This window comes from Mesorhizobium sp. ESP6-5 (genome assembly GCF_020164695.1).
In the GTDB taxonomy this organism is placed as follows: domain Bacteria; phylum Pseudomonadota; class Alphaproteobacteria; order Rhizobiales; family Rhizobiaceae; genus Mesorhizobium; species Mesorhizobium australicum.
Map to the genome: position 1 here is coordinate 143,964 of NZ_JAIUGR010000012.1, position 18,130 is coordinate 162,093.

The following is an 18,130-nucleotide window of genomic DNA, read 5'->3' on the forward strand; positions in this document are numbered from 1 at the left end:
AAAGTGCGCTACGACATCGTCATCATCGGCGGGGCCATCGTCGGGTCCTCGATCGCCTACTATCTGCGCGAGGAAGGGTTTTCCGGCTCGATCGCGCTGATCGAGCGCGACCCGCAATTCGCCCATGCGGCGACGACGCTGTCCATGGCCTCGATCCGCCAGCAATTCTCCATTCCGCAAAACATCCGCCTGTCGCAGTTCACGCTGAAACTGTTTCGGCGGCTGAAGGAAGAATTCGGCACCGACGCCGATATCGGTTTTCGCGAGGGCGGCTACCTCATCCTTGCCGGCGAGGCCGGGCTGCCGATCCTGAAAGCCAACCACGAAGCGCAGGTCGCCGAGGGCGCCGACATCCTGCTCGAGGACGCCGACCAGCTGACGCGCCGCTTCCCCTGGCTGTCGGCCGAAGGCATCACCGCCGGCGCCTATGGCCGGACCGGCGAGGGCTGGTTCGACGCGCATGCGATGCTGATGCTGTTTCGCAAGGCGCTGCGGCAGAAGAAGATCGACTTCATCAGCGCGTCGGTCACCGGCGTCGAGCGGCAGGGTGACCGCGTCACCGGCGTCAGCCTCGACAATGGCGATCGGCTCGAGGCCGGCACCGTCATCAATGCCGCCGGGCCGAATGCTGGCAAGGTCGCCGCCCTTGCCCAGCTTTCGCTGCCGGTCGAGCCGCGCAAGCGCAACGTCTTCGTGTTCGACGCGCGGGACAAATTCACTGACATGCCATTACTGGTCGATCCCTCCGGCATCTATGTCAGGCCGGAAGGCTCGGTCTACCTCACCGGCGGCGCCGAGCCGGAAGAGGGCGACGGCCCGGCCAACCCCGGGGACTTCGACGTCGACTGGCCGCTGTTTGAAGAGGTGATCTGGCCGGTGCTGGCAACCCGCATCCCGGCCTTCGAGGCGATCAAGGCGACGCGCGCCTGGGCCGGGCACTACGATTACAACACGCTGGACCAGAACGCCGTGATCGGCCCGCACCCGCAAGTGACGAATTTCCTGTTCGCCAACGGTTTCTCCGGCCATGGCCTGCAACAGGCGCCGGCGGTCGGCAAGGCGCTGGCCGAACTGATCGTGCATGGCGGCTACCGGACGATCGACTGCTCGGCATTTGGCTACGCGCGTGTCGCCGAAGGGCGGGCCTTCCGGGAATTGAATGTGATTTGAGGTCAGGGGCTGCCTCGCGGGTTTGCCAGGCGCTCAGTTTCTTCGTCATTCCAGGGCGGAGCAGGAGCGAAGCGACGTCGCGGAGACCCTGGAATCCATGCCGTTACCGTTGTCGTAGTGTTCTAACGGCGCAGAACGAAGGGGGGGCCGATTGGCGCGTATTGTCGCGACAAGTCGACGTCGCGGCATGGATTCTAGGGTCTGCGCGACGTCGCTGTGCTCCTTGCTTCGCCCTAGAATGACGAAGTCTGGGCGTCAACCTTGAGCGCGTTGCCCAGCGCATTGCCTCCGGCCGTGTTGTCGAAGATTCCCCAGACCTCGGCACCCCAAGCGGCCGCCGCCTCGACTTGCCGGCTGAATCGGTCGAGGCTTTCAGCATCGTAGTCGGAGTAGTAGACGCGCGGCGCGCCGTGCCAGCGGAAATAGGCGATGCCGGGCCAGCCGCCCGGCATCGCCGCAGGTGGCACCGGAGCGGGATCGGCGGCAACGCGCGCGATCCGGCGATCGGCCAGAAGCGCTTCAGCCTCTGCTTCGAACCAGCTGGGATGGCGCGGCTCGCAGACCAGCCTAGTTTCGGTTCGGGTGCCCACCATGTCGAAGAAAGCGCTCGCGACATCGGGCTCGAAGGGCAGGCTCGGCGGCAGCTGCACCAGAAGCACGCTGAGCTTTGCGCCGAGACCTTCGACCTCCTGGAGAAAGCTTTGCAAAGGGTCGTTGCAGTCCACGAGACGGCGCTCATGCGTGATCGCCTTCGGCATCTTGACCGCGAAGCGGAAGTGCTGCGGCACGGCGTGTGCCCAGCGTTCGTAAGTCTCGCGACGGTGCGGCTTGTAGAAGGACGTGTCGATCTCGACGATCGGAAAGTGCCGGGCGTAGCGTTCGAGATGCGATCCCGGTTGCGGGAAATTATTCTTGTATCGTGTCGGAATGCCCCAGCCAGCCGTGCCTATGAAACATGCCTGTTTTCCCATGCAAGGGATGTGGACCAGAACAGGCGTGGGTCAAGGCGTGCGGAGGGGCGTGACGACGCTCCGCACGCCGATCAGGCCGCGGCCAGCCTTCCAGCCTCGACATGCGCCTGCAGCCAGGCCAGCACCCGTGCCCAGCCCTCGGCATGTTCGGCCGCCGCCTCTTGCAGCCCGCCAAAGCCGCCATGGCAGATGGTGACGCGCGTGCCGTCGGCGATAGGCTCCAGCAGCCAAGCGACCTTGGTTTGCCGCCGGCCAAGCGTGGGATGGTCCCAGCCATGGGCCCACGTCTGCACGATCCGGCGCGGTGTTTCGATTTCGAGGAATTCGCCGCTGGCCGGCAGGTCCCTACCGCCAGCCGTGCGCACGACAACGGTCCAGCGGCCGCCGACGCGAAGGTCGGCCGACCAGTCGACCATCCGGTACGTATCGGCCGACCCCCACCATTGCTCGGCTTCCTTGCCGACCAGCGCCCCGAAGACGCGTTCGGGAGGCGCGCCGATCTCGGCCGATGCCATGATCGTCTCGCCATTGGTCATGCTCCGCACCCTGAGAGCCTGCATCATCGATGCCTCCACGTGAAATTTGTTCCGCCAGCGAAACGAGTTCAAGCTTTCGATGGCGGACGCTCGAATCCCTTGCCGGTCTCGAGCAGGCTCTTCAGGCTGGCCAGCACCAGCGGCCAGCCCTTGGCGACATTGCCGATCAGCCTGTGCGGGCCGTCCGCCTCATGGGTGACGGCAAGTTTCATCAGCTCGCCGTCGGGCTCGATGGTGAAGGTGCAGCGCGTGTAGCCGTCTTGCCTGATCTCGGGCATCCATTCATTGCGCCATTTGATGACCAGGCGTCGTGGCGGGTCGATCTCGAGAATCTCGCCACTGTCGGCGACACGGCCGTCCGGGAAGATCAGCTTCCAGCTGGAGCCCACTTTCCAATCGCTCTCCTGATAGGAGCAGAGGAAAAACTGCCGGTTGAACTCCGGGTCGGTCAACGCCTCCCAGAGTTTCTCCGGCGTGGTGCGGATATAGGTCACGTAAACGAAGCTGTTGCTCATCAGTCTTCCCTTTCGAGGCGTTTCTTCAGATCACTCAATGCATCAAGCCGGTGGCGCTCGAATTTGCCGATCCAGCGTTCGGCGATCTCATTGATCGGAACCGGGTTGAGGTAGTGCTCCTTCTCTCGGCCCCGGCGGATGGTGGTGACGAGGTTCGCCTCTTCCAGGATCGCCAGGTGCTTGGTCACCGCCTGGCGGGTCATGGCCATCTCCGCGCACAGCGCATTGAGCGTCTGTCCGTTCCTGGCATGCAGGCTGTCCAGCAATTGCCGGCGTGTCGGGTCGGCCAGGGCGCGAAAGACGGCATCCATGCTCATGGCTTTAATATGCAACCATTTGGTTGCATGTCAAGCGACAAGGTCGCTCACCGTTGACGATGGATGGATCACAGAGGAAAAGTCAGCGCTGGCGGGAGATCCAGAAGGCGTCGGGCACGCGCTTCATGCCGATGCGTTCATAGAATCCGACAGCGTCCGGCATGGAAATCAGGCTGATGGCGACCGACGGTCCGAGCTGCCGGGCCACCTCGTCCATCAGTCCCTTGCCGATGCCCAGGCCTTGCGCCTTGGCCGAGACGGCAAGATCGCTGATGTAGCAGACCCAGGAAAAGTCGGTCAGGCAGCGGGCAACGCCAATCAGCGGCCTGCCTCCCATGTCGAGACCGGCCATGTCGAGACCGGCCCTGTCGAGACGGGCCATGTCGAGACGGGCGGTCACGATCAGGCTGGCGCCCTCCAGCATCGCCTTCAGCCTTGCCTCGTCATCGACGGGCCGGACTTCGCCGAGACCGGATTCCACCAGCACGCGGCGGAATTCGGGAATGCCGAGCGCCAGTTCGCGCGCATAGAGAACGTGGGAGTTTTCCACCATTGGACCAGACTGCACCATCGGGCGGTGAATTCGAAGCTGTTTTGCACAGCGCCCTTGTGCCGGCGCGCACGAACAGTTGCCTTTTATTTGCCCGCGGCTTTGTGTAAACCGAGCCTCAGCAAATCCCCCCGCAACGAAAACACGGGCCAAAGCCATGGAAAAATTCACCAAGCTCACCGGCGTCGCCGCTCCCATGCCGATCGTCAATGTCGACACCGACATGATCATCCCGAAGGATTATCTCAAGACGATTAAGCGCACCGGGCTTGGCACCGGCCTCTTCGCCGAGATGCGCTACAAGGACGACGGTTCGGAAAATCCGGATTTCGTGCTCAACAAGCCCGCTTACCGCAAGGCGCAGATCCTGGTTGCCGGCGACAATTTCGGCTGCGGCTCGAGCAGGGAACACGCGCCATGGGCGCTGCTCGATTTCGGCATACGCTGCGTCATCTCGACCTCGTTCGCCGACATCTTCTACAACAACTGCTTCAAGAACGGCGTGCTGCCGATCACCGTCAGCCCCGAGGACCTGGAGAAGCTGATGGACGACGCATCGCGCGGCTCCAACGCCACCCTGTCGGTCGATCTCGAAGCCAAGGAAATCCGTGGCCCGGACGGCGGCGTGGTCACCTTCGACCTCGACGACTTCAAGCGGCACTGCCTGCTCAATGGGCTCGACGATATCGGCCTGACCATGGAAAAGGCAGGCGCCATCGCCTCGTTCGAGAAGAAGAACGCCGAACTGCGCCCCTGGGCCTGAGCGGCCGCCAGGACCGGCCCTTTCCGGGCCGGGTCGAGGGAGGGACAGTCATGAGACATCAGCTTCTTGCCGGCGTTTGCGGGCTGGCCTTGTTGCTGGCGCCCGCCGCGAGCGTGCTCGCGCAGACCCAGACGCCCGCCGCGCAACAGGCGCCGGCGGTGGAAAAGCCGGCCACCGATCAGGATGCGGGAGCCAACGCCGCCGACGCCGCCGACGACGACAAACAGGCGCCGGTGCCGTTCGAAGGCGGCCACCTCACCATCACGCAGCCGGAGCAGGACGGCGAGAAGGTGCTTGCTTATGACGGTAAGCAGCTGGCCAGCAATTACGATCTCTTCTTCGACAAGATTGTGGAGGTTGGCGGCATCAAGGTGGCCCTGTTCGATGTTGGCGATGGCGGTAATCAATGCGGCCCGGCGACGGTGATCGTCTGGAAGCCAGAAGGCGGCGCCATCCAGAGCACCAAGGTCGAGCAGGACGAGTGCGGAGCGCCGCCCGCGGGAGTGTCCGACAACGCCATCTATTTCGTGCCCTATCTCCTGCCGGGGGACCAGAAGCCGGCCCTGCAGTGGTCGCCGACGGATGGGCTGACGATTTCGGGCAATCTCACCTACATGCCCGAACCCGGCACCGACTGGAAAGACATCGATCCGGAAAAGTACCAGAACATCATCGACGCCTTCCACAATGAGGCTGTCTACAAGGAAGCCGAAAAGCTGCTCGGCAAGGACATGCCCGATATGGCGACCAGCCTGCTGGTCGGCGGCGGCACGGAAAAGACCGCGTCCGGCGCCTTCTTCGCCAGCGGCTGCGTGCCGCATGATTGTGGCGGCAATGACGGCTTCATGGCCGTCGACCCGACCAAGCACCAGCTCTATTTCGCCCGCCGCGGCGACAATGGCCAACCGAACGCCTGGCCGGCGCTGGCGACATGGCCGGCCGATGTGAAGGAAGCGCTGGACAAGGCGCTGGGGTCGGCGAACTAGCGCTGTCGCCAAGCGCGACGGTCTTCCGTCGCCATTTCCCGACGGAGGCTACGATGCAGAATCAGCGACAAGTGACAGCAGCCGGGCTGCTTCTCGGTGGCGGCTTGCTGACACCGACCCTCGCCCGGGCGGCTGCTCGGCTCAACCACTGGCGGGACGGTTCGCGGCGACATTGAGCGCGGGCGATATCGACGCCTTCTCCGAACTGTTCGCCGACACCTATGTGAATCATCAACAGAGCGCCGCGGCACCGCCGCCGGCCAATGTCAGTCCGAAACAGGCGACGGTCGCTTTCTTCAAGGCGCGGCTGACGGCAATGCCGGATCTCAAAGTCGTCACGGAAGTCGTGGTCGCCGACAAGGACCATGTGGCCGCGAGCTTCGTCTACAGCGGCACACAAGGTGTCTATTTCGGTGTCGCACCGACCGGCCGGACGCTGCACTTCACCTCCTGCGACATTTTTTCGGGTGGAAGACGGTCGCATCATCGGCATTGGGCATGGGTGATATCGCAGGCGTCCTGGCGCAACTGCGAGCCTGATTCATCACCGGCTCACCGTTGTGAGCCCGCCATCGGACCAGTCGGACGACCTCCATGCAACTCCGACGGACAAGCTTATTTCGCTTCGAGGCTGAGCGCTTTCTTGCGGTCGGCCTCGGCGCGTTTGTGGTTTCCCTTGGCTTCCCATGCTTGGCTTCGCGCTTGATAAGCGGCAGCGAAATTCGGCTTCATCCTTATTGCTTGGTTCAGATCGGCAATGGCGCCATCATAGTTCGATTGGCGAACGCCGATCGCTCCTCGGCCGAAGTAACCGAAAACGTTATTGCGATCGAGGCTGAGCACAGTCTCGAAATCGGCAAGTGCTGCTGCGTCTTCTCGCCGGGCCATTCGGAACATGCCTCGACCGGCATAGCTCCTGGCGTTCGTTGGATCAAGACGGACGGCTTTGTCGTAATCCGCCACCGCTCCGTCATAATCCCCTTGATATTTGAGGTTGCGGCCGCGATCGCCATAGGTCTCGCCAATGTCGGGGTTGATCGCGATCGCAAGGCTGAAATCGGCAATGGCCTGAGCATAATCGCCCTTTATCTCCCAAAGGAAGGCGCGGGCCACATATGCGTCCCGGAATGCAGGGAACAGGAGGATTGCCTTGCCATACTGCGCGATGGCGCCGTCATAGTCATTTTCGTTATCCAGCACCCCTCCCTGCTCGAAAGCCACTCTGGCTGCAGGTGGAATAGTGTAGCCACGATCGGTCAAAGCCTTTAGATTCTTCGGCTCAGGCCCAACGGCACCCGATGCAGCAGCGTCTTTTGCCTTCGCGGCCAGAGCCGTAATGCGCTCGGTCACATAGCTGACATTGTAAGGATCGAATTTTATCGCCTGATCGAAATCGGCAATGGCGCCCTCATAGTCATTCATGTCGACTCGTGCCATGCCGCGCCCGAAGTAACTGGCTGCATTTTTCGGGTCGATCTTAATCGCCACTGAGTAGGCCGCGATCGCCCGCTCGGCGTCGCCCCTGGCGCTCCAAGCCGACGCGGAACAGACAAATGCGTCGCTCGCTTCCGGGTCAATCTTGGCGGCCTGGCTACAATCCGCCAAGGCTCCGTCGACATCGCCCGACATGGTCTTGGCGATGCCCCGGAAAATCCACGCCGACTCTAAGTTTGGGAGGAGATCGATCACCCGATCATAGTCGGCGATCGCTCGACTGTAGTTGCGTTTTGCGGCCCAGGCCTTGCCGCGACCGAAATAGGCGAACGGGCTATTGGGGTCGAGGGCGATCGCCTTCTCATATTGCCCGATGGCTTGCTCGTATTTTCCGGCACCCGAGAAAGTGTCGCCGTTCTGCACTGCGCTCAGGACGCCCGGGCGAGCCGCCTGAGCCAGCTCCGTTATCTTTGACGCGGGCAGCTTTTCGGTTGGCTTTGCTTTACCCTGGCTGAGTTGCCGGGCCAGGATTTCAACCCCGGCCGCGACGGAGGGTTTCGGCTGTTCCACCCTCGGTGGAGTCAACTGCATGCTTTCGCCGCTTGCAACCTGCTCGTCGCAAGCTCCTGCCCATTTCGGATCGAGTTCGACCGCGTGACGGCAATCCGCCGATGCTCCGGCCTTGTCCCCGTTCGTCGCCCTCGCTCGCCCTCGCGCCAGATAGGCTTCAGCATTGTCGGGATCGAGGCGGATCGCAGTGGCAACATCGATGAGCGCGCTGTCGGCGCTATATTCCGCGAGACGCGCCTTGGCGCGCTCGATCAGGACTTTCGCAGCTGCCGGGTTCCTGGTCCCTCCCGCAGCCGACTCGGCTGGTTCGGCCGACGCATGGCCGTTGCAGGAACCCGTTCGCCTGGGGTCGAGATCAACGGCGCGCCGGCAGTCCTTGGCGGCGACGGCGTCGTTCCCTCGCGATGCCTCGGCGATCGAGCGGTTGTAGAAGGCGTCGGCATTGTAGGGGTCGCGTTCGATTGCAAAGTTGAACGAGTCTATCGCGTCATTGAGATTTCCACGCGCCTGTTGCTCCAGGCCCCGCTTGAGCGTCGAGGCCACGATCTCGGAATGATCCACCTTCTTGGGGGATGGCTGAAACGGCTCATACGTTGGAGGCTCGGCAGGCTTCGCCGCTTGCATCGCGGCTGGGTTGGAGGTGTCGGCGGCCTCGGGACCCTGATTGTCCTCCGTGTCTGGTGCCTGCAGTACGGGTTGCCCCTTCGCCCTGCGCTTGTCGAGCTGGACGCGAAGCCTTTCGTTGCGGTAGCCCACGTTGGCCGGATCGAGCGCGATTGCCTTATCCAGATCGGCGAGTGCCTTGTTGGGATCGCTCGTCTCCCAGACAAGCGCCCTCTCAAAATACGGTTTTGGATCGTCGGCACTGATGGAAATCGCTTTGTCGAGGTCGGCAAAAGCCTCCTTTGAATTGCCGATTCGAGCCATAGTCATCCCGCGCACGCGATAAGCCTCGGCGTTGGCCGGGTTGCGGCGGACGGCTTCATTCAGATCGGTGAGCGCGCGGGTATAATTCTTCTTTAAGCCCCAGCTCTTGGCGCGATTGAAGTAGAAAGCGGAACTTGTTGGATTGAGCCGGATAGCCTCGTCGAATGCAGCGATGGCGCGGGTATGGTCGCCCTTTTCCTGCCACCCCACTCCAATCGCATTTTGAGCAGAAGCGGGGTTTGAGCCGGGGCCGCCGTCGCGCGGGTCGCCGAGAGCTTTCACGATCAGGTGGCTGCAAGCGCGTCCTTTGCTCACGTCGACGCCAGCTATGTACTTGCAGTCGGCTTCAGCGCGCTTGCGCTCGCCCTTCGCGATCCACGAGCGGACGCGGTCTTGATAAGGCGCGACCGGGTCGGTACGGACGCTCTCCGCTTTGTCATAGTCGGCTTGGGACCGCGCCGCGTCGCCCTTGTCTTCCCATTGGACACCGCGCACGCCATAGGCGATCTCGTTGGCGGGGTCGATGTCGATCGCCTTGTCGCACTCGGCAATAGCGCGATCATGCTCGCCTCCTTTGCCGAGTGCCCTGGCGCGATAGGCGTAGAGGTTGGCGTCGTTCGGCGTGAGCGCGATCGCGCCCGTATAGTCCGCCACAGCTCGGTCGAAGTCCCCCTTGCTCTCCCAGGCAATGGCGCGGTTGGTAAAAGCGCGCACGTAAGTCGGATCGAGCGCTATCACCTCATTCATGTCAGCGATGACATGGTCGATATCATTCTTTTGCGTATAGGCAAGGCCACGCCAGAAATAGGCATTCACGCGCAGATCGGGTATCTCGCTGCTGTCCTCGGCGATGGGCGTGCAGGCGGCGATCTGCTGGTCGGCGCCAACCTTGCCGTCGCTGAAACAGGTGGCGTAATCCATGCCCGCGCCAAGCGCCGTAGAGCCAAGCCCGGCCTGGGCCGCCATCGCTGTCAAGACTACCACCGGCACGCGCGAAAACCGTACCACGAAGGCGCGAGCGAGCGCGACGGTGCGGCTTGACATAATGATTCCTCCCCCCGGAGTGACCGCGTCTGCTCTCGCGGATACATATATAGTTCTCTTTTTGTTCCTGAATGCAAGCAGAAATTGTGGCGGCGGTTGACTTTGCCGATTTCCCTTTGTGGCGTCCGGGCACAAGCTGGCCCGTCGAGGCCACAGTTTCTGCACCGCCGATCCATCCGCATTGGCCCATGGCAGGATCGGTTTTTCCCCGCAGACTAGCTGCAACAATGCGAGGCTCCCCCATGCGCAAGCTCATCTCAACCGGCTCGCCGTTCGAAAAGACCGCCGGCTATTCACGCGCCGTGGTGCAGGGCGACTGGTGCTTCGTGTCCGGGACGACCGGCTACGACTACGCCACCATGACGATGCCGGACAGTGTCGAGGCGCAGACGCGCAATTGCCTGGCGACGATCGGCAAGGCGTTGCAGGACGGCGGCTTCGAGATATCCGACGTGGTGCGCGCGCACTACTACATCACCGACCAGGCCTTCGTGGATGTCGTCTTCCCGATCCTTGGCGAGACATTCGGCGACATCAGGCCGGCGGCGACGATGATCGTCTGCCAGCTCAACAAGCCGGAAATGAAGATCGAGATCGAGGTGACGGCGCTGCGGCGTACCGTGTGAGGAGACTTCCGCCATGAAGGTCCGGCGTATCGTGGCCAATATCGAAACGCCGGACGTGGCCGCGGCGAACCGTTTCTACCATGACGTGCTTGGCCTCGACATCCTGATGGATCAGGGCTGGATCGTAACCTACGGTTCCGAGGACATGATGGAGCTGCAGGTCAGCTTCATGACGCAAGGCGGGTCCGGTACGCCGGTGCCGGATCTGTCGATCGAGGTGGACGATGTCGATGCGGCATTCGAAGCCATGAAGGGCGCCGGCTTCGCCGTCGAATACGGACCCGCCGATGAACCCTGGGGCGTGCGGCGCTTCTATGTGCGCGATCCGCTGGGCCGACTGGTCAACATTCTCTCGCACCGGTGAGCGCATCTTCCGTGGCCACTAACTTGGACATGCCGGCGGGACAGCGGCGACAGGTCCTTCGTCCTCCCCTTGCGCTGCAACCGCTTGGCGTTTAGCAAGGCCGCGTCGCACAGCGCCGCGCGCCTCTTTGGCGCGCGAAGGACGCCGTGCAAACCGAAACGCATTCTTTCTAGGACGGCTCACCATGGCAACGAAGCATCTTTTCCTGCTCCCCGGCGACGGCATCGGCCCCGAGGCGATGGCCGAGGTCAAGAAGCTGATCTCGGCCATGAACGCAAAGCTCGGCAGTGGCTTCGTCACCGACGAGGGCCTGGTTGGCGGCTGCGCCTTCGATGCGCACGGCGCGGCGATTTCCGATGCCGACATGGAAAAGGCGATGGCTGCGGACGCAGTGCTGTTCGGCGCCGTCGGCGGACCGAAATGGGATGCCGTGCCTTACGAGGTGCGCCCCGAAGCCGGCCTGCTGCGCCTGCGCAAGGACATGGAGCTGTTCGCCAATCTCAGGCCCGCCATCTGCTATCCGGCGCTGGCCGCATCGTCCTCGCTGAAGCAGGAAGTCGTCGAAGGCCTCGACATCCTCATCGTGCGTGAGCTGACCGGCGGCGTCTATTTCGGCGAGCCCAAGCAGATCATCGATCTCGGCAACGGCCAGAAGCGCGGCATCGACACCCAGGTCTACGACACGTTCGAGATCGAGCGCATTTCGGGCGTCGCTTTCGAGCTCGCGCGGACCCGCAAGAACCATGTCACCTCGATGGAAAAGCGCAACGTCATGAAGTCGGGCGTGCTGTGGAACGAGGTCGTCACCCAGACCCACAAGGCACGCTATTCCGACGTCAAGCTCGACCACATGCTGGCCGATGCCGGCGGCATGCAGCTGGTGCGCTGGCCAAAGCAGTTCGACGTCATCGTCACCGACAATCTGTTCGGCGACATGCTGTCCGACATCGCCGCCATGCTGACCGGCTCGATCGGCATGCTGCCGTCGGCCTCGCTCGGCGCGCCTGACGCCAAGACCAAGAAGCGCAAGGCGCTGTACGAGCCGGTGCACGGTTCGGCACCCGACATTGCCGGCAAGGGCATCGCCAACCCGATCGCCATGATCGCCTCCTTCGCCATGTGCCTGCGCTATTCCTTCGGCATGGTCGACGAAGCCGACAAGCTTGAAGGCGCTATCGCCGCCGTGCTCGACCAGGGCCTGCGCACCAAGGATATTTTCTCACCCGGCATGACCGAGGTCGGCACGGTCGAAATGGGCGACGCGATCATCGCCAAGTTCCTGGGATAATCAGCGGATCTCGCCGGCAAGCTGCCGCAGCAGACCGACGAGCCGCGCCTCGTCCACCGGCTCGAAAAACGCTGAGTCGGCGGCCTCGACGGCGACGATCGCTTGCTGGGCGGCCGCCGCCCCGGCGGCGGTGACGCGGATCACCTTGGCCCGGGAGTCCCGGGAATCGGCTTCGCGTGCGATCAAACCCTTGGCCTCCAGCCGGGCGACGACGTCAGAGGTCATCTTCACCTCCGTGCCGGCCTGGGCGGCGAGCTGCACCTGGTTGGGCGGTTCGCCATTGCGGCCAAGCCACATCGCCGAGGCGAGCAGCACGAACTGGACATGCGTCAGGTCGAGCGGCGCCAGCGCCGCCGTCATGACGCGCTGCCAGCGCATGGTGGTTCGCCAGAGCAGTAAGCCGGGGCTCTCCGACGGCCCGCCCTTGAAGCGCGTGTCGAGTTCAGCCATGGTTCGCCAACGCCTCCGCCTGCTCGAACAACTTGGCCATCGACACGTCGAAATCGCCACTGATCTGGGGCCCGAGTTCCGGGCCGACCTCGGCGGCCGAAGGACCTGAGATATCGAGCCGGTGCGTCACCTGCGTGCCGCCTTCGACAGGCACCAGAGTGTGCCGGAACAGCAGCTTGGTGTCGCCGAACGAAGTTTCATCGGCATAGGTCACGTTTTCGACGAGATCGACGATGGTCGATTCGAACGTGTCCTGACCGACCGGCGTCACCGAGACGCGGGTGCCCTTGGCGAATGGCCCATGCAGCACGAAGGTATCGGAGCCTTCATAAGTCAGGCGGCCTTCATGCAAGGCCTTGAGCGCGTTCCAGATGGCTTGCGAAGGAAGGGGGGAAGTCGCGGTGTATTCATTGGTCCACATCGTCTTGCTCCATTCACCTATTTAATCTGCACACAGACTATCTGTGCGCGGATTAAATAGCAAGCGGAATCTTCGTCTGTGACGAAGATCGGCTGAACCGTCGTTTTTGGAGTGACCTTTCTCGGGAACTGACCGCTAAACCCTGACTCCAGCAGGCACTGGTCCCCACTGGTTTTCACGCGCCTGGGTCGGGATCAGCGCGAAGACCAGGATGATCAGGCTGCCGATGCTGGGGATCAGGATCACCAGATAGAGCCAGCCCGACAGGCCGATATCGTGCAGCCGGCGCACGGTCATGCCGAGGCCGGGCAGGAGCGTCGCCAAGAGGAAGGTGCCGCAGAGGCCGACCGTCACCGCCGCCGAGACATCTGTGTCGAAATTGCCCATTTCGATATCGGTGAAGATGCCGATGCCGCCGACGATCAGCAGGCAGACCACCCAAAACAGGCAATAGCCCCAATATTCCTTGCGGCGGGCGCGGCCGGCGAAGTTGAAGTAGTTCTGCGTCAGTCCACGCCAGAAATAGCCCCAGAGATCACTGGGTTCGGCGGTTGCGCTCTCGCTGGATCGGCCGAAATGCTGCGCCTGCGGTGCGCGGGCTGTGGATGCGGTGCCGGCTTGGGCCGGTGCCGCATCTATGCCTGCGCCAACCGTCGAGTTCACGGCCGGGCCTGCGGTGGTTTGGCCAGCGATCGAAAAGACGTCGCGCGCCTGGCCGCCGCCCGGCTGGAACTCGACCGCCGTCCCGTTGGGCATGGCGGTTTGCCGGCGCAGGTTCTCGCGGGTGAAAGTGTAGCTGCTGCCGTCGGCTCCGGTGATGAAGCCGAAGCCCTGGTCCTCGTCATAGTGAAGCACTTCACCGCGCATCCGCCCGCCCCTTGTAGCCCGTTCCCTGCCAAGATGTGGCACAGGCCCAAGCCCATGGGCAAGCCGCCCATAGCTATGACAGCCAAGCGTTCCGATGCCTGCCGCGCGTCCCTGGCCGGGCACATCGCCAGACAGCACCGGCCGACACTGGCGTCGGCAAGCTGGGCGGCGATCATCCGGGCCGGCCTGAAGCAGAGCGCGGCCAGTCTGGATTCCTACGAAGGCCGCTTCTTCGTCTTCTTGTTTTTTGGCGGACCGGCGTTGTCGAATTTCGGCTTGCCCGGCTTCTTCGCCCACGGCTTTGCCTCATGCGTGGTGGCCGGACGATGGTCGACTGAAGCCGGTGCACGCTTCTCGAATTTGCGCTTCGGCGCGTTCGGGTCGAACGGCGCCTTGCCGCGATGCGGCTTCTTGTCCGGGCTCGGCGGCTGATAGCCGGCCCGCGACAGGTCCGGCGTGCCGTCCAGCCGCTTGACCACGATGTTGCCCTGCAATTTGCGGTCGGGACCGATCGCGGCGAGAAAGCGCTCCGCCCAGTCGGCGGCGATCTGCACGAACGTCTCTTCCGGTTGCATCTTGATGGCGCCGATCTCGCGCTTGGAAATGCTGCCGGCACGGCACAGCATCGGGATCAGCCAGCGCGGCTCGGCATTCTGCCGGCGCCCCACCGACAGCGAGAACCAGACGCTGTCGCCGAAATCGTCGCGGCGGCTGGGCGCCTCGTCGCGATGAGCGAACTTTTCGCCCGCCGCTCTTTCACGCGATGGCGTGAAAGGCGCGACGTCCATGAGATCCTCGGGCGCCGAGCGGCTGGCGCGGCATTGGCGCACGAAAGCGGCCGCCACCTGTTCGGCGCCATGCCGGCTAAGAAGCGCATCGATGAACTCGCGCTCGTCATCCTTGACCGGTTCGTCGAAAGCCGGGTCGGCAAGAATGCGCTCGTCGTCGCGCCGCATCACGTCGTCGGCCGAAGGCGGGCTCGCCCAGGTCGCCGTCAGCTTGGCGCTTTGCAGCAGCCGCTCGGTGCGCCTGCGGGCGCTGTTGGGCACGATCAGCGCGCTGACGCCCTTGCGCCCGGCACGTCCCGTGCGGCCGCTTCGGTGCAGCAGCGTTTCGGGATTGGTCGGCAGGTCGGCGTGGATCACCAGCTCGAGATTGGGCAGGTCGATGCCGCGCGCCGCGACGTCGGTGGCGATGCAGACTTTCGCGCGGCCGTCGCGCATCGCCTGCAGCGCATGGCTGCGTTCGTTCTGGCTGAGTTCGCCCGAGAGCGCGACGACGGAAAAATTGCGGTTGTTGAAGCGTGCCGTCAGATGATTGACGGCGGCGCGCGTGTTGCAGAACACGAGCGCGTTCTTGGCCTCATAGAAGCGCAGCACGTTGATGATAGCGTTCTCGCGGTCGGCCTGGGCGACATTCAGCGCCCGATATTCGATGTCGAGATGCTGCTTTTCCTCGCCGGCGGCCGAGATGCGCACGGCATCGCGCTGATAGCCCTGTGCGAGCGTGGCGATGGAGCGCGGCACGGTGGCCGAGAACAACAGGGTCCGGCGCTCGGCCGGTGCGGCATCGAGGATGAATTCGAGGTCCTCGCGAAAGCCGAGATCGAGCATCTCGTCGGCCTCGTCGAGAACCACGGCCTTGAGCGTCGACATGTCGAGCGAATGCCGCGTGATGTGGTCGCGCAGCCGGCCGGGCGTGCCGACGACGATGTGGGCGCCGCGCTCCAGCGCGCGCCGTTCGGTGCGCATATCCATGCCGCCGACGCAGGACGCCACCGTGGCGCCGGTTGGCTCATAGAGCCATTCGAGCTCGCGCGTCACCTGCAGCGCCAGTTCGCGTGTCGGCGCCACCGCCAATGCCAGCGGCGCCGCTGCCGGGCCGAAACGTTCCGCGCCGTCGAGCAGCGTCGGCGCCATGGCAAGGCCGAAGGCGACGGTCTTGCCCGAGCCGGTCTGCGCCGACACCAGCGCGTCGGCCTGGCCGAGCTCCAGCACCGCCTTCTGCACCGGTGTCAGGTCGGAATAACCGCGTTTTTCCAGCGCTTGTGCCAGCGCGGGAACAATACCATCGAAGTTGGACATCTCGTTCTTTCGGAATTCAGGGTTCTGCGCTCATCATGGAGCACATGCCGGGGGGCTGGCGACGCCAGCCAAACAATCTTGGCCGTTCGTACTTCCTGCCGCCCTTCTTGTACAGGGTGCCGTGAAGGCTATGCGGCGTACCGCCAATTGACTCCTGCCGCAAACCGCGTAAAAGCCCGCTTCGAACGGGATCGTTTTTCGATGCGCGGCCTTTTGATGGCTCTTCTTGCATTCGATGCCCCCAGCCTCAATGCGAACCATTGGGCCGGGCGCGTCTCTGCGTCGCCTCGTTCCGGCAAAACCCCATTCTTGGCCAAGAAAACCACCAAAACCACCACCAAAACGGTGTGATTCCCTTGGCCTAACCACCCTCTCCCGGGTCCGGCCCGGGGGACGGAACCCGCACTTGGCCGGCGGGTTTTCTCCAAAAACCAAGCGGAGAGGGACAGGAGATTTTTATGAGTTTCAAGGTTGCGATAGTCGGCGCCACGGGCAATGTGGGCCGGGAAATGCTCAACATCCTGGAAGAGCGCGGCTTTCCAGTGAGCGAAGTCGTGGCGCTCGCCTCGCGGCGCAGCATGGGCACGGAAGTGTCGTTCGGCGACCGCACGCTGAAGGTCAGGCCGCTCGACCAGTATGATTTTTCCGACACTGACATCTGCATCATGTCGGCCGGCGGCAATGTCTCCAAGGAATGGTCGCCGAAGATCGGCAAGCAGGGCTGCGTCGTCATCGATAATTCGTCGGCCTTCCGTTACGACCAGGACGTGCCGTTGATCGTGCCCGAGGTTAACCCGGACGCGATCTCGCTGTTCACACGCAAGAACATCATCGCCAACCCGAATTGCTCGACGGCGCAGCTCGTCGTGGCGCTGAAGCCGCTGCATGATTTCGCCACCATCAAGCGCGTCGTCGTCGCCACCTACCAGTCGGTGTCCGGCGCCGGCAAGGAAGGCATGGACGAGCTGTTCACGCAGACGCGTGCGGTGTTCGTCGCCGACAGCGTCGACGTCAAGAAGTTCACCAAGCGCATCGCCTTCAACGTCATCCCGCATATCGACGTCTTCCTCGATGACGGTTTTACCAAGGAAGAATGGAAGATGGTCGCCGAGACCAAGAAGATGCTCGATCCCAAGATCAAGCTGACGGCGACCTGCGTGCGCGTGCCGGTGTTCATCGGCCATTCGGAAGCGGTCAACATCGAGTTCGAGAAGCCGATCACCGCCGATGAGGCGCGGGAGATTCTCCGGGACGCCCCGGGCTGCCAGGTCTTGGACAAGCGCGAGGATGGCGGCTACATCACGCCGCTGGAATCGGCCGGCGAGGACGCCACCTTCATCTCGCGCATCCGCGAGGATTCGACCATCGACAACGGCCTGTCGATGTGGATCGTCTCCGACAATCTGCGCAAGGGCGCGGCGCTGAACGCCGTGCAGATCGCCGAGCTCCTGGTCGAGCGCGGCCTTATCCAGCCGAAGAAGAAGGCGGCATAATCCCGCTCACGGGCCGCACCGCCGCTGCCGCGGCTGGCCCTCCGCGAGGGCGCCGGACGACCGGCGGCCCGCTGTCGCGGGCCCGGCCTCCGGCCGTTAGCCCTCTTCTCCCCGTCACTATACGGGGAGAAGGCCCGGCAGGGGGATGAGGGGCAGCGCTGGCCTGTCCATTTTGGCGCTGCGACTCATGAGATTAGCCGCTTTGCGCCGATTTCAACTCGCACTATCCACACTCAGTTCGCGCAGCATCGCCATCGCCTCCTCCGCCCGCCCAGCCGGCACGAACAGATGGTCGTGGTAAAAACCCGAGACCGGATTGACGCCCATGCCGGCGGCGGCTAGGCGCGCGGTGATGGCGGCAAGGAAGCCGACGGCTTCCAGCGATGAGTGGACGTTCAGCGTGATCATCCGGCAGCGGAACGAGGCGGTCAGCTCAGTGCTCCGGGCGGCTTCCTCCGTCACGATCAGCGTCGTGCCTTCGCGCTCCCGAAACGCCATGACCGGTTCGAGGCCTTCGGGCTGTGGAACGCCAGGCGCCAGCGTGGCGAAGACATAGATGCCATCGCGCAGTTCCGGCGTCATCGACGCCAACAGAGTGCTCAGATCGGTCTCGCCCGTCATTTTTTCTCGCCTGCATCGGGACGGCAGCAGCTTCTCAATATCCGCAAACAGCACACACCGGTAGTCGACACACGGACGACATGGCAATGTCGTCCGTGGCCGGGCTTGCATGACGGCCGCATCGCACAATACA

19 protein-coding genes are annotated in these 18,130 nt (G+C 63.4%); 8 read left to right on the forward strand and 11 right to left on the reverse strand.

The annotated features are described in order from the left end of the window. The first annotated feature begins 3 nt into the window (after positions 1 to 3). Positions 4 to 1,170, forward strand: a complete 1,167-nt coding sequence (locus tag LB524_RS20670; protein WP_224529700.1) for an NAD(P)/FAD-dependent oxidoreductase — start codon at positions 4 to 6, stop codon at positions 1,168 to 1,170. Positions 1,171 to 1,403: 233 nt separating this feature from the next. Here the strand turns inward: LB524_RS20670 and LB524_RS20675 are convergent, their stop codons facing one another. The 5 genes from LB524_RS20675 to LB524_RS20695 form a co-directional block, all read right to left on the reverse strand. Further along, positions 1,404 to 2,141: a DUF72 domain-containing protein gene (locus LB524_RS20675; protein ID WP_224529701.1), complete on the reverse strand. Its 738-nt coding sequence runs from the start codon at positions 2,139 to 2,141 to the stop codon at positions 1,404 to 1,406. Positions 2,142 to 2,212: 71 nt separating this feature from the next. After that, complete coding sequence (locus LB524_RS20680; RefSeq protein ID WP_224529702.1) at positions 2,213 to 2,704, reverse strand: SRPBCC domain-containing protein; 492 nt, start codon at positions 2,702 to 2,704, stop codon at positions 2,213 to 2,215. Between the two features lie 41 nt (positions 2,705 to 2,745). After that, positions 2,746 to 3,192 (reverse strand): SRPBCC family protein, encoded by a 447-nt coding sequence (locus tag LB524_RS20685; RefSeq protein WP_140660427.1) that lies wholly within the window; start codon positions 3,190 to 3,192, stop codon positions 2,746 to 2,748. Next, positions 3,192 to 3,509: an ArsR/SmtB family transcription factor gene (locus tag LB524_RS20690; RefSeq protein WP_015314978.1), complete on the reverse strand. Its 318-nt coding sequence runs from the start codon at positions 3,507 to 3,509 to the stop codon at positions 3,192 to 3,194. The genes LB524_RS20685 and LB524_RS20690 overlap by 1 nt, the downstream gene beginning before the upstream one ends. Positions 3,510 to 3,591: 82 nt before the next feature. Further along, positions 3,592 to 4,062, reverse strand: a complete 471-nt coding sequence (locus LB524_RS20695) for a GNAT family N-acetyltransferase (RefSeq protein WP_140618277.1) — start codon at positions 4,060 to 4,062, stop codon at positions 3,592 to 3,594. Between the two features lie 154 nt (positions 4,063 to 4,216). On the opposite strand from LB524_RS20695, the gene leuD reads away from it, so the two are divergent. The 3 genes from leuD to LB524_RS29125 all read left to right on the forward strand — a co-directional run bounded on the left by leuD (position 4,217) and on the right by LB524_RS29125 (position 6,514). Continuing rightward, on the forward strand, positions 4,217 to 4,822 hold the full coding sequence (gene leuD / locus LB524_RS20700; RefSeq protein WP_015314976.1) for a 3-isopropylmalate dehydratase small subunit: 606 nt from the start codon (positions 4,217 to 4,219) through the stop codon (positions 4,820 to 4,822). Positions 4,823 to 4,872: 50 nt separating this feature from the next. Next, a complete protein-coding gene (locus tag LB524_RS20705) occupies positions 4,873 to 5,808 on the forward strand; it encodes a hypothetical protein (RefSeq protein ID WP_224529707.1) in 936 nt (311 codons plus the stop codon). Between the two features lie 172 nt (positions 5,809 to 5,980). After that, a complete protein-coding gene (locus LB524_RS29125) occupies positions 5,981 to 6,514 on the forward strand; it encodes an ester cyclase (RefSeq protein WP_181173939.1) in 534 nt (177 codons plus the stop codon). On the opposite strand, the gene LB524_RS20715 is transcribed toward LB524_RS29125, so the two are convergent. Next, the gene (locus LB524_RS20715; protein ID WP_224529710.1) at positions 6,424 to 9,783 is read right to left on the reverse strand and encodes a tetratricopeptide repeat protein; all 3,360 of its coding nucleotides are present in this window, start codon (positions 9,781 to 9,783) and stop codon (positions 6,424 to 6,426) included. The genes LB524_RS29125 and LB524_RS20715 overlap by 91 nt on opposite strands. Before the next feature lie 242 nt (positions 9,784 to 10,025). On the opposite strand from LB524_RS20715, the gene LB524_RS20720 reads away from it, so the two are divergent. The 3 genes from LB524_RS20720 to leuB all read left to right on the forward strand — a co-directional run bounded on the left by LB524_RS20720 (position 10,026) and on the right by leuB (position 12,061). Continuing rightward, positions 10,026 to 10,409, forward strand: coding sequence for a RidA family protein (locus LB524_RS20720; RefSeq protein ID WP_140712221.1), 384 nt, complete (start codon positions 10,026 to 10,028; stop codon positions 10,407 to 10,409). 13 nt (positions 10,410 to 10,422) lie between these two features. Further along, positions 10,423 to 10,773: a VOC family protein gene (locus LB524_RS20725; protein ID WP_015314972.1), complete on the forward strand. Its 351-nt coding sequence runs from the start codon at positions 10,423 to 10,425 to the stop codon at positions 10,771 to 10,773. A 184-nt stretch (positions 10,774 to 10,957) separates the two neighbouring features. Beyond that, positions 10,958 to 12,061: a 3-isopropylmalate dehydrogenase gene (gene leuB, locus LB524_RS20730; RefSeq protein WP_015314971.1), complete on the forward strand. Its 1,104-nt coding sequence runs from the start codon at positions 10,958 to 10,960 to the stop codon at positions 12,059 to 12,061. Here the strand turns inward: leuB and LB524_RS20735 are convergent, their stop codons facing one another. The 4 genes from LB524_RS20735 to LB524_RS20750 all read right to left on the reverse strand — a co-directional run bounded on the left by LB524_RS20735 (position 12,062) and on the right by LB524_RS20750 (position 15,883). Then, positions 12,062 to 12,511, reverse strand: a complete 450-nt coding sequence (locus tag LB524_RS20735) for a MarR family winged helix-turn-helix transcriptional regulator (protein WP_015314970.1) — start codon at positions 12,509 to 12,511, stop codon at positions 12,062 to 12,064. Beyond that, positions 12,504 to 12,932: a polyketide cyclase gene (locus LB524_RS20740; protein WP_224529724.1), complete on the reverse strand. Its 429-nt coding sequence runs from the start codon at positions 12,930 to 12,932 to the stop codon at positions 12,504 to 12,506. The genes LB524_RS20735 and LB524_RS20740 overlap by 8 nt, the downstream gene beginning before the upstream one ends. Positions 12,933 to 13,067: 135 nt before the next feature. Next, complete coding sequence (locus LB524_RS20745) at positions 13,068 to 13,799, reverse strand: DUF805 domain-containing protein (RefSeq protein ID WP_140712219.1); 732 nt, start codon at positions 13,797 to 13,799, stop codon at positions 13,068 to 13,070. Between the two features lie 215 nt (positions 13,800 to 14,014). Next, the gene (locus tag LB524_RS20750; RefSeq protein ID WP_224529725.1) at positions 14,015 to 15,883 is read right to left on the reverse strand and encodes a DEAD/DEAH box helicase; all 1,869 of its coding nucleotides are present in this window, start codon (positions 15,881 to 15,883) and stop codon (positions 14,015 to 14,017) included. Between the two features lie 458 nt (positions 15,884 to 16,341). On the opposite strand from LB524_RS20750, the gene LB524_RS20755 reads away from it, so the two are divergent. Continuing rightward, positions 16,342 to 17,376, forward strand: coding sequence for an aspartate-semialdehyde dehydrogenase (locus tag LB524_RS20755; RefSeq protein ID WP_015314966.1), 1,035 nt, complete (start codon positions 16,342 to 16,344; stop codon positions 17,374 to 17,376). A 213-nt stretch (positions 17,377 to 17,589) separates the two neighbouring features. Here the strand turns inward: LB524_RS20755 and LB524_RS20760 are convergent, their stop codons facing one another. After that, positions 17,590 to 17,997 (reverse strand): ACT domain-containing protein, encoded by a 408-nt coding sequence (locus LB524_RS20760; protein ID WP_224529727.1) that lies wholly within the window; start codon positions 17,995 to 17,997, stop codon positions 17,590 to 17,592. Positions 17,998 to 18,130 lie beyond the last annotated feature (133 nt).

Bases quoted from the DNA above. Each gene is read 5' to 3' on its own strand.
- LB524_RS20675 (WP_224529701.1), bottom strand. From the start codon at position 2,141: ATGGGAAAACAGGCATGTTTCATAGGCACGGCTGGCTGGGGCATTCCG.
- LB524_RS20680 (WP_224529702.1), bottom strand. From the start codon at position 2,704: ATGATGCAGGCTCTCAGGGTGCGGAGCATGACCAATGGCGAGACGATC.
- LB524_RS20685 (WP_140660427.1), bottom strand. From the start codon at position 3,192: ATGAGCAACAGCTTCGTTTACGTGACCTATATCCGCACCACGCCGGAG.
- LB524_RS20690 (WP_015314978.1), bottom strand. From the start codon at position 3,509: ATGAGCATGGATGCCGTCTTTCGCGCCCTGGCCGACCCGACACGCCGG.
- LB524_RS20695 (WP_140618277.1), bottom strand. From the start codon at position 4,062: ATGGTGGAAAACTCCCACGTTCTCTATGCGCGCGAACTGGCGCTCGGC.
- leuD (WP_015314976.1), top strand. From the start codon at position 4,217: ATGGAAAAATTCACCAAGCTCACCGGCGTCGCCGCTCCCATGCCGATC.
- LB524_RS20705 (WP_224529707.1), top strand. From the start codon at position 4,873: ATGAGACATCAGCTTCTTGCCGGCGTTTGCGGGCTGGCCTTGTTGCTG.
- LB524_RS20715 (WP_224529710.1), bottom strand. From the start codon at position 9,783: ATGTCAAGCCGCACCGTCGCGCTCGCTCGCGCCTTCGTGGTACGGTTT.
- LB524_RS20720 (WP_140712221.1), top strand. From the start codon at position 10,026: ATGCGCAAGCTCATCTCAACCGGCTCGCCGTTCGAAAAGACCGCCGGC.
- LB524_RS20725 (WP_015314972.1), top strand. From the start codon at position 10,423: ATGAAGGTCCGGCGTATCGTGGCCAATATCGAAACGCCGGACGTGGCC.
- leuB (WP_015314971.1), top strand. From the start codon at position 10,958: ATGGCAACGAAGCATCTTTTCCTGCTCCCCGGCGACGGCATCGGCCCC.
- LB524_RS20735 (WP_015314970.1), bottom strand. From the start codon at position 12,511: ATGGCTGAACTCGACACGCGCTTCAAGGGCGGGCCGTCGGAGAGCCCC.
- LB524_RS20740 (WP_224529724.1), bottom strand. From the start codon at position 12,932: ATGTGGACCAATGAATACACCGCGACTTCCCCCCTTCCTTCGCAAGCC.
- LB524_RS20745 (WP_140712219.1), bottom strand. From the start codon at position 13,799: ATGCGCGGTGAAGTGCTTCACTATGACGAGGACCAGGGCTTCGGCTTC.
- LB524_RS20750 (WP_224529725.1), bottom strand. From the start codon at position 15,883: ATGTCCAACTTCGATGGTATTGTTCCCGCGCTGGCACAAGCGCTGGAA.
- LB524_RS20755 (WP_015314966.1), top strand. From the start codon at position 16,342: ATGAGTTTCAAGGTTGCGATAGTCGGCGCCACGGGCAATGTGGGCCGG.
- LB524_RS20760 (WP_224529727.1), bottom strand. From the start codon at position 17,997: ATGACGGGCGAGACCGATCTGAGCACTCTGTTGGCGTCGATGACGCCG.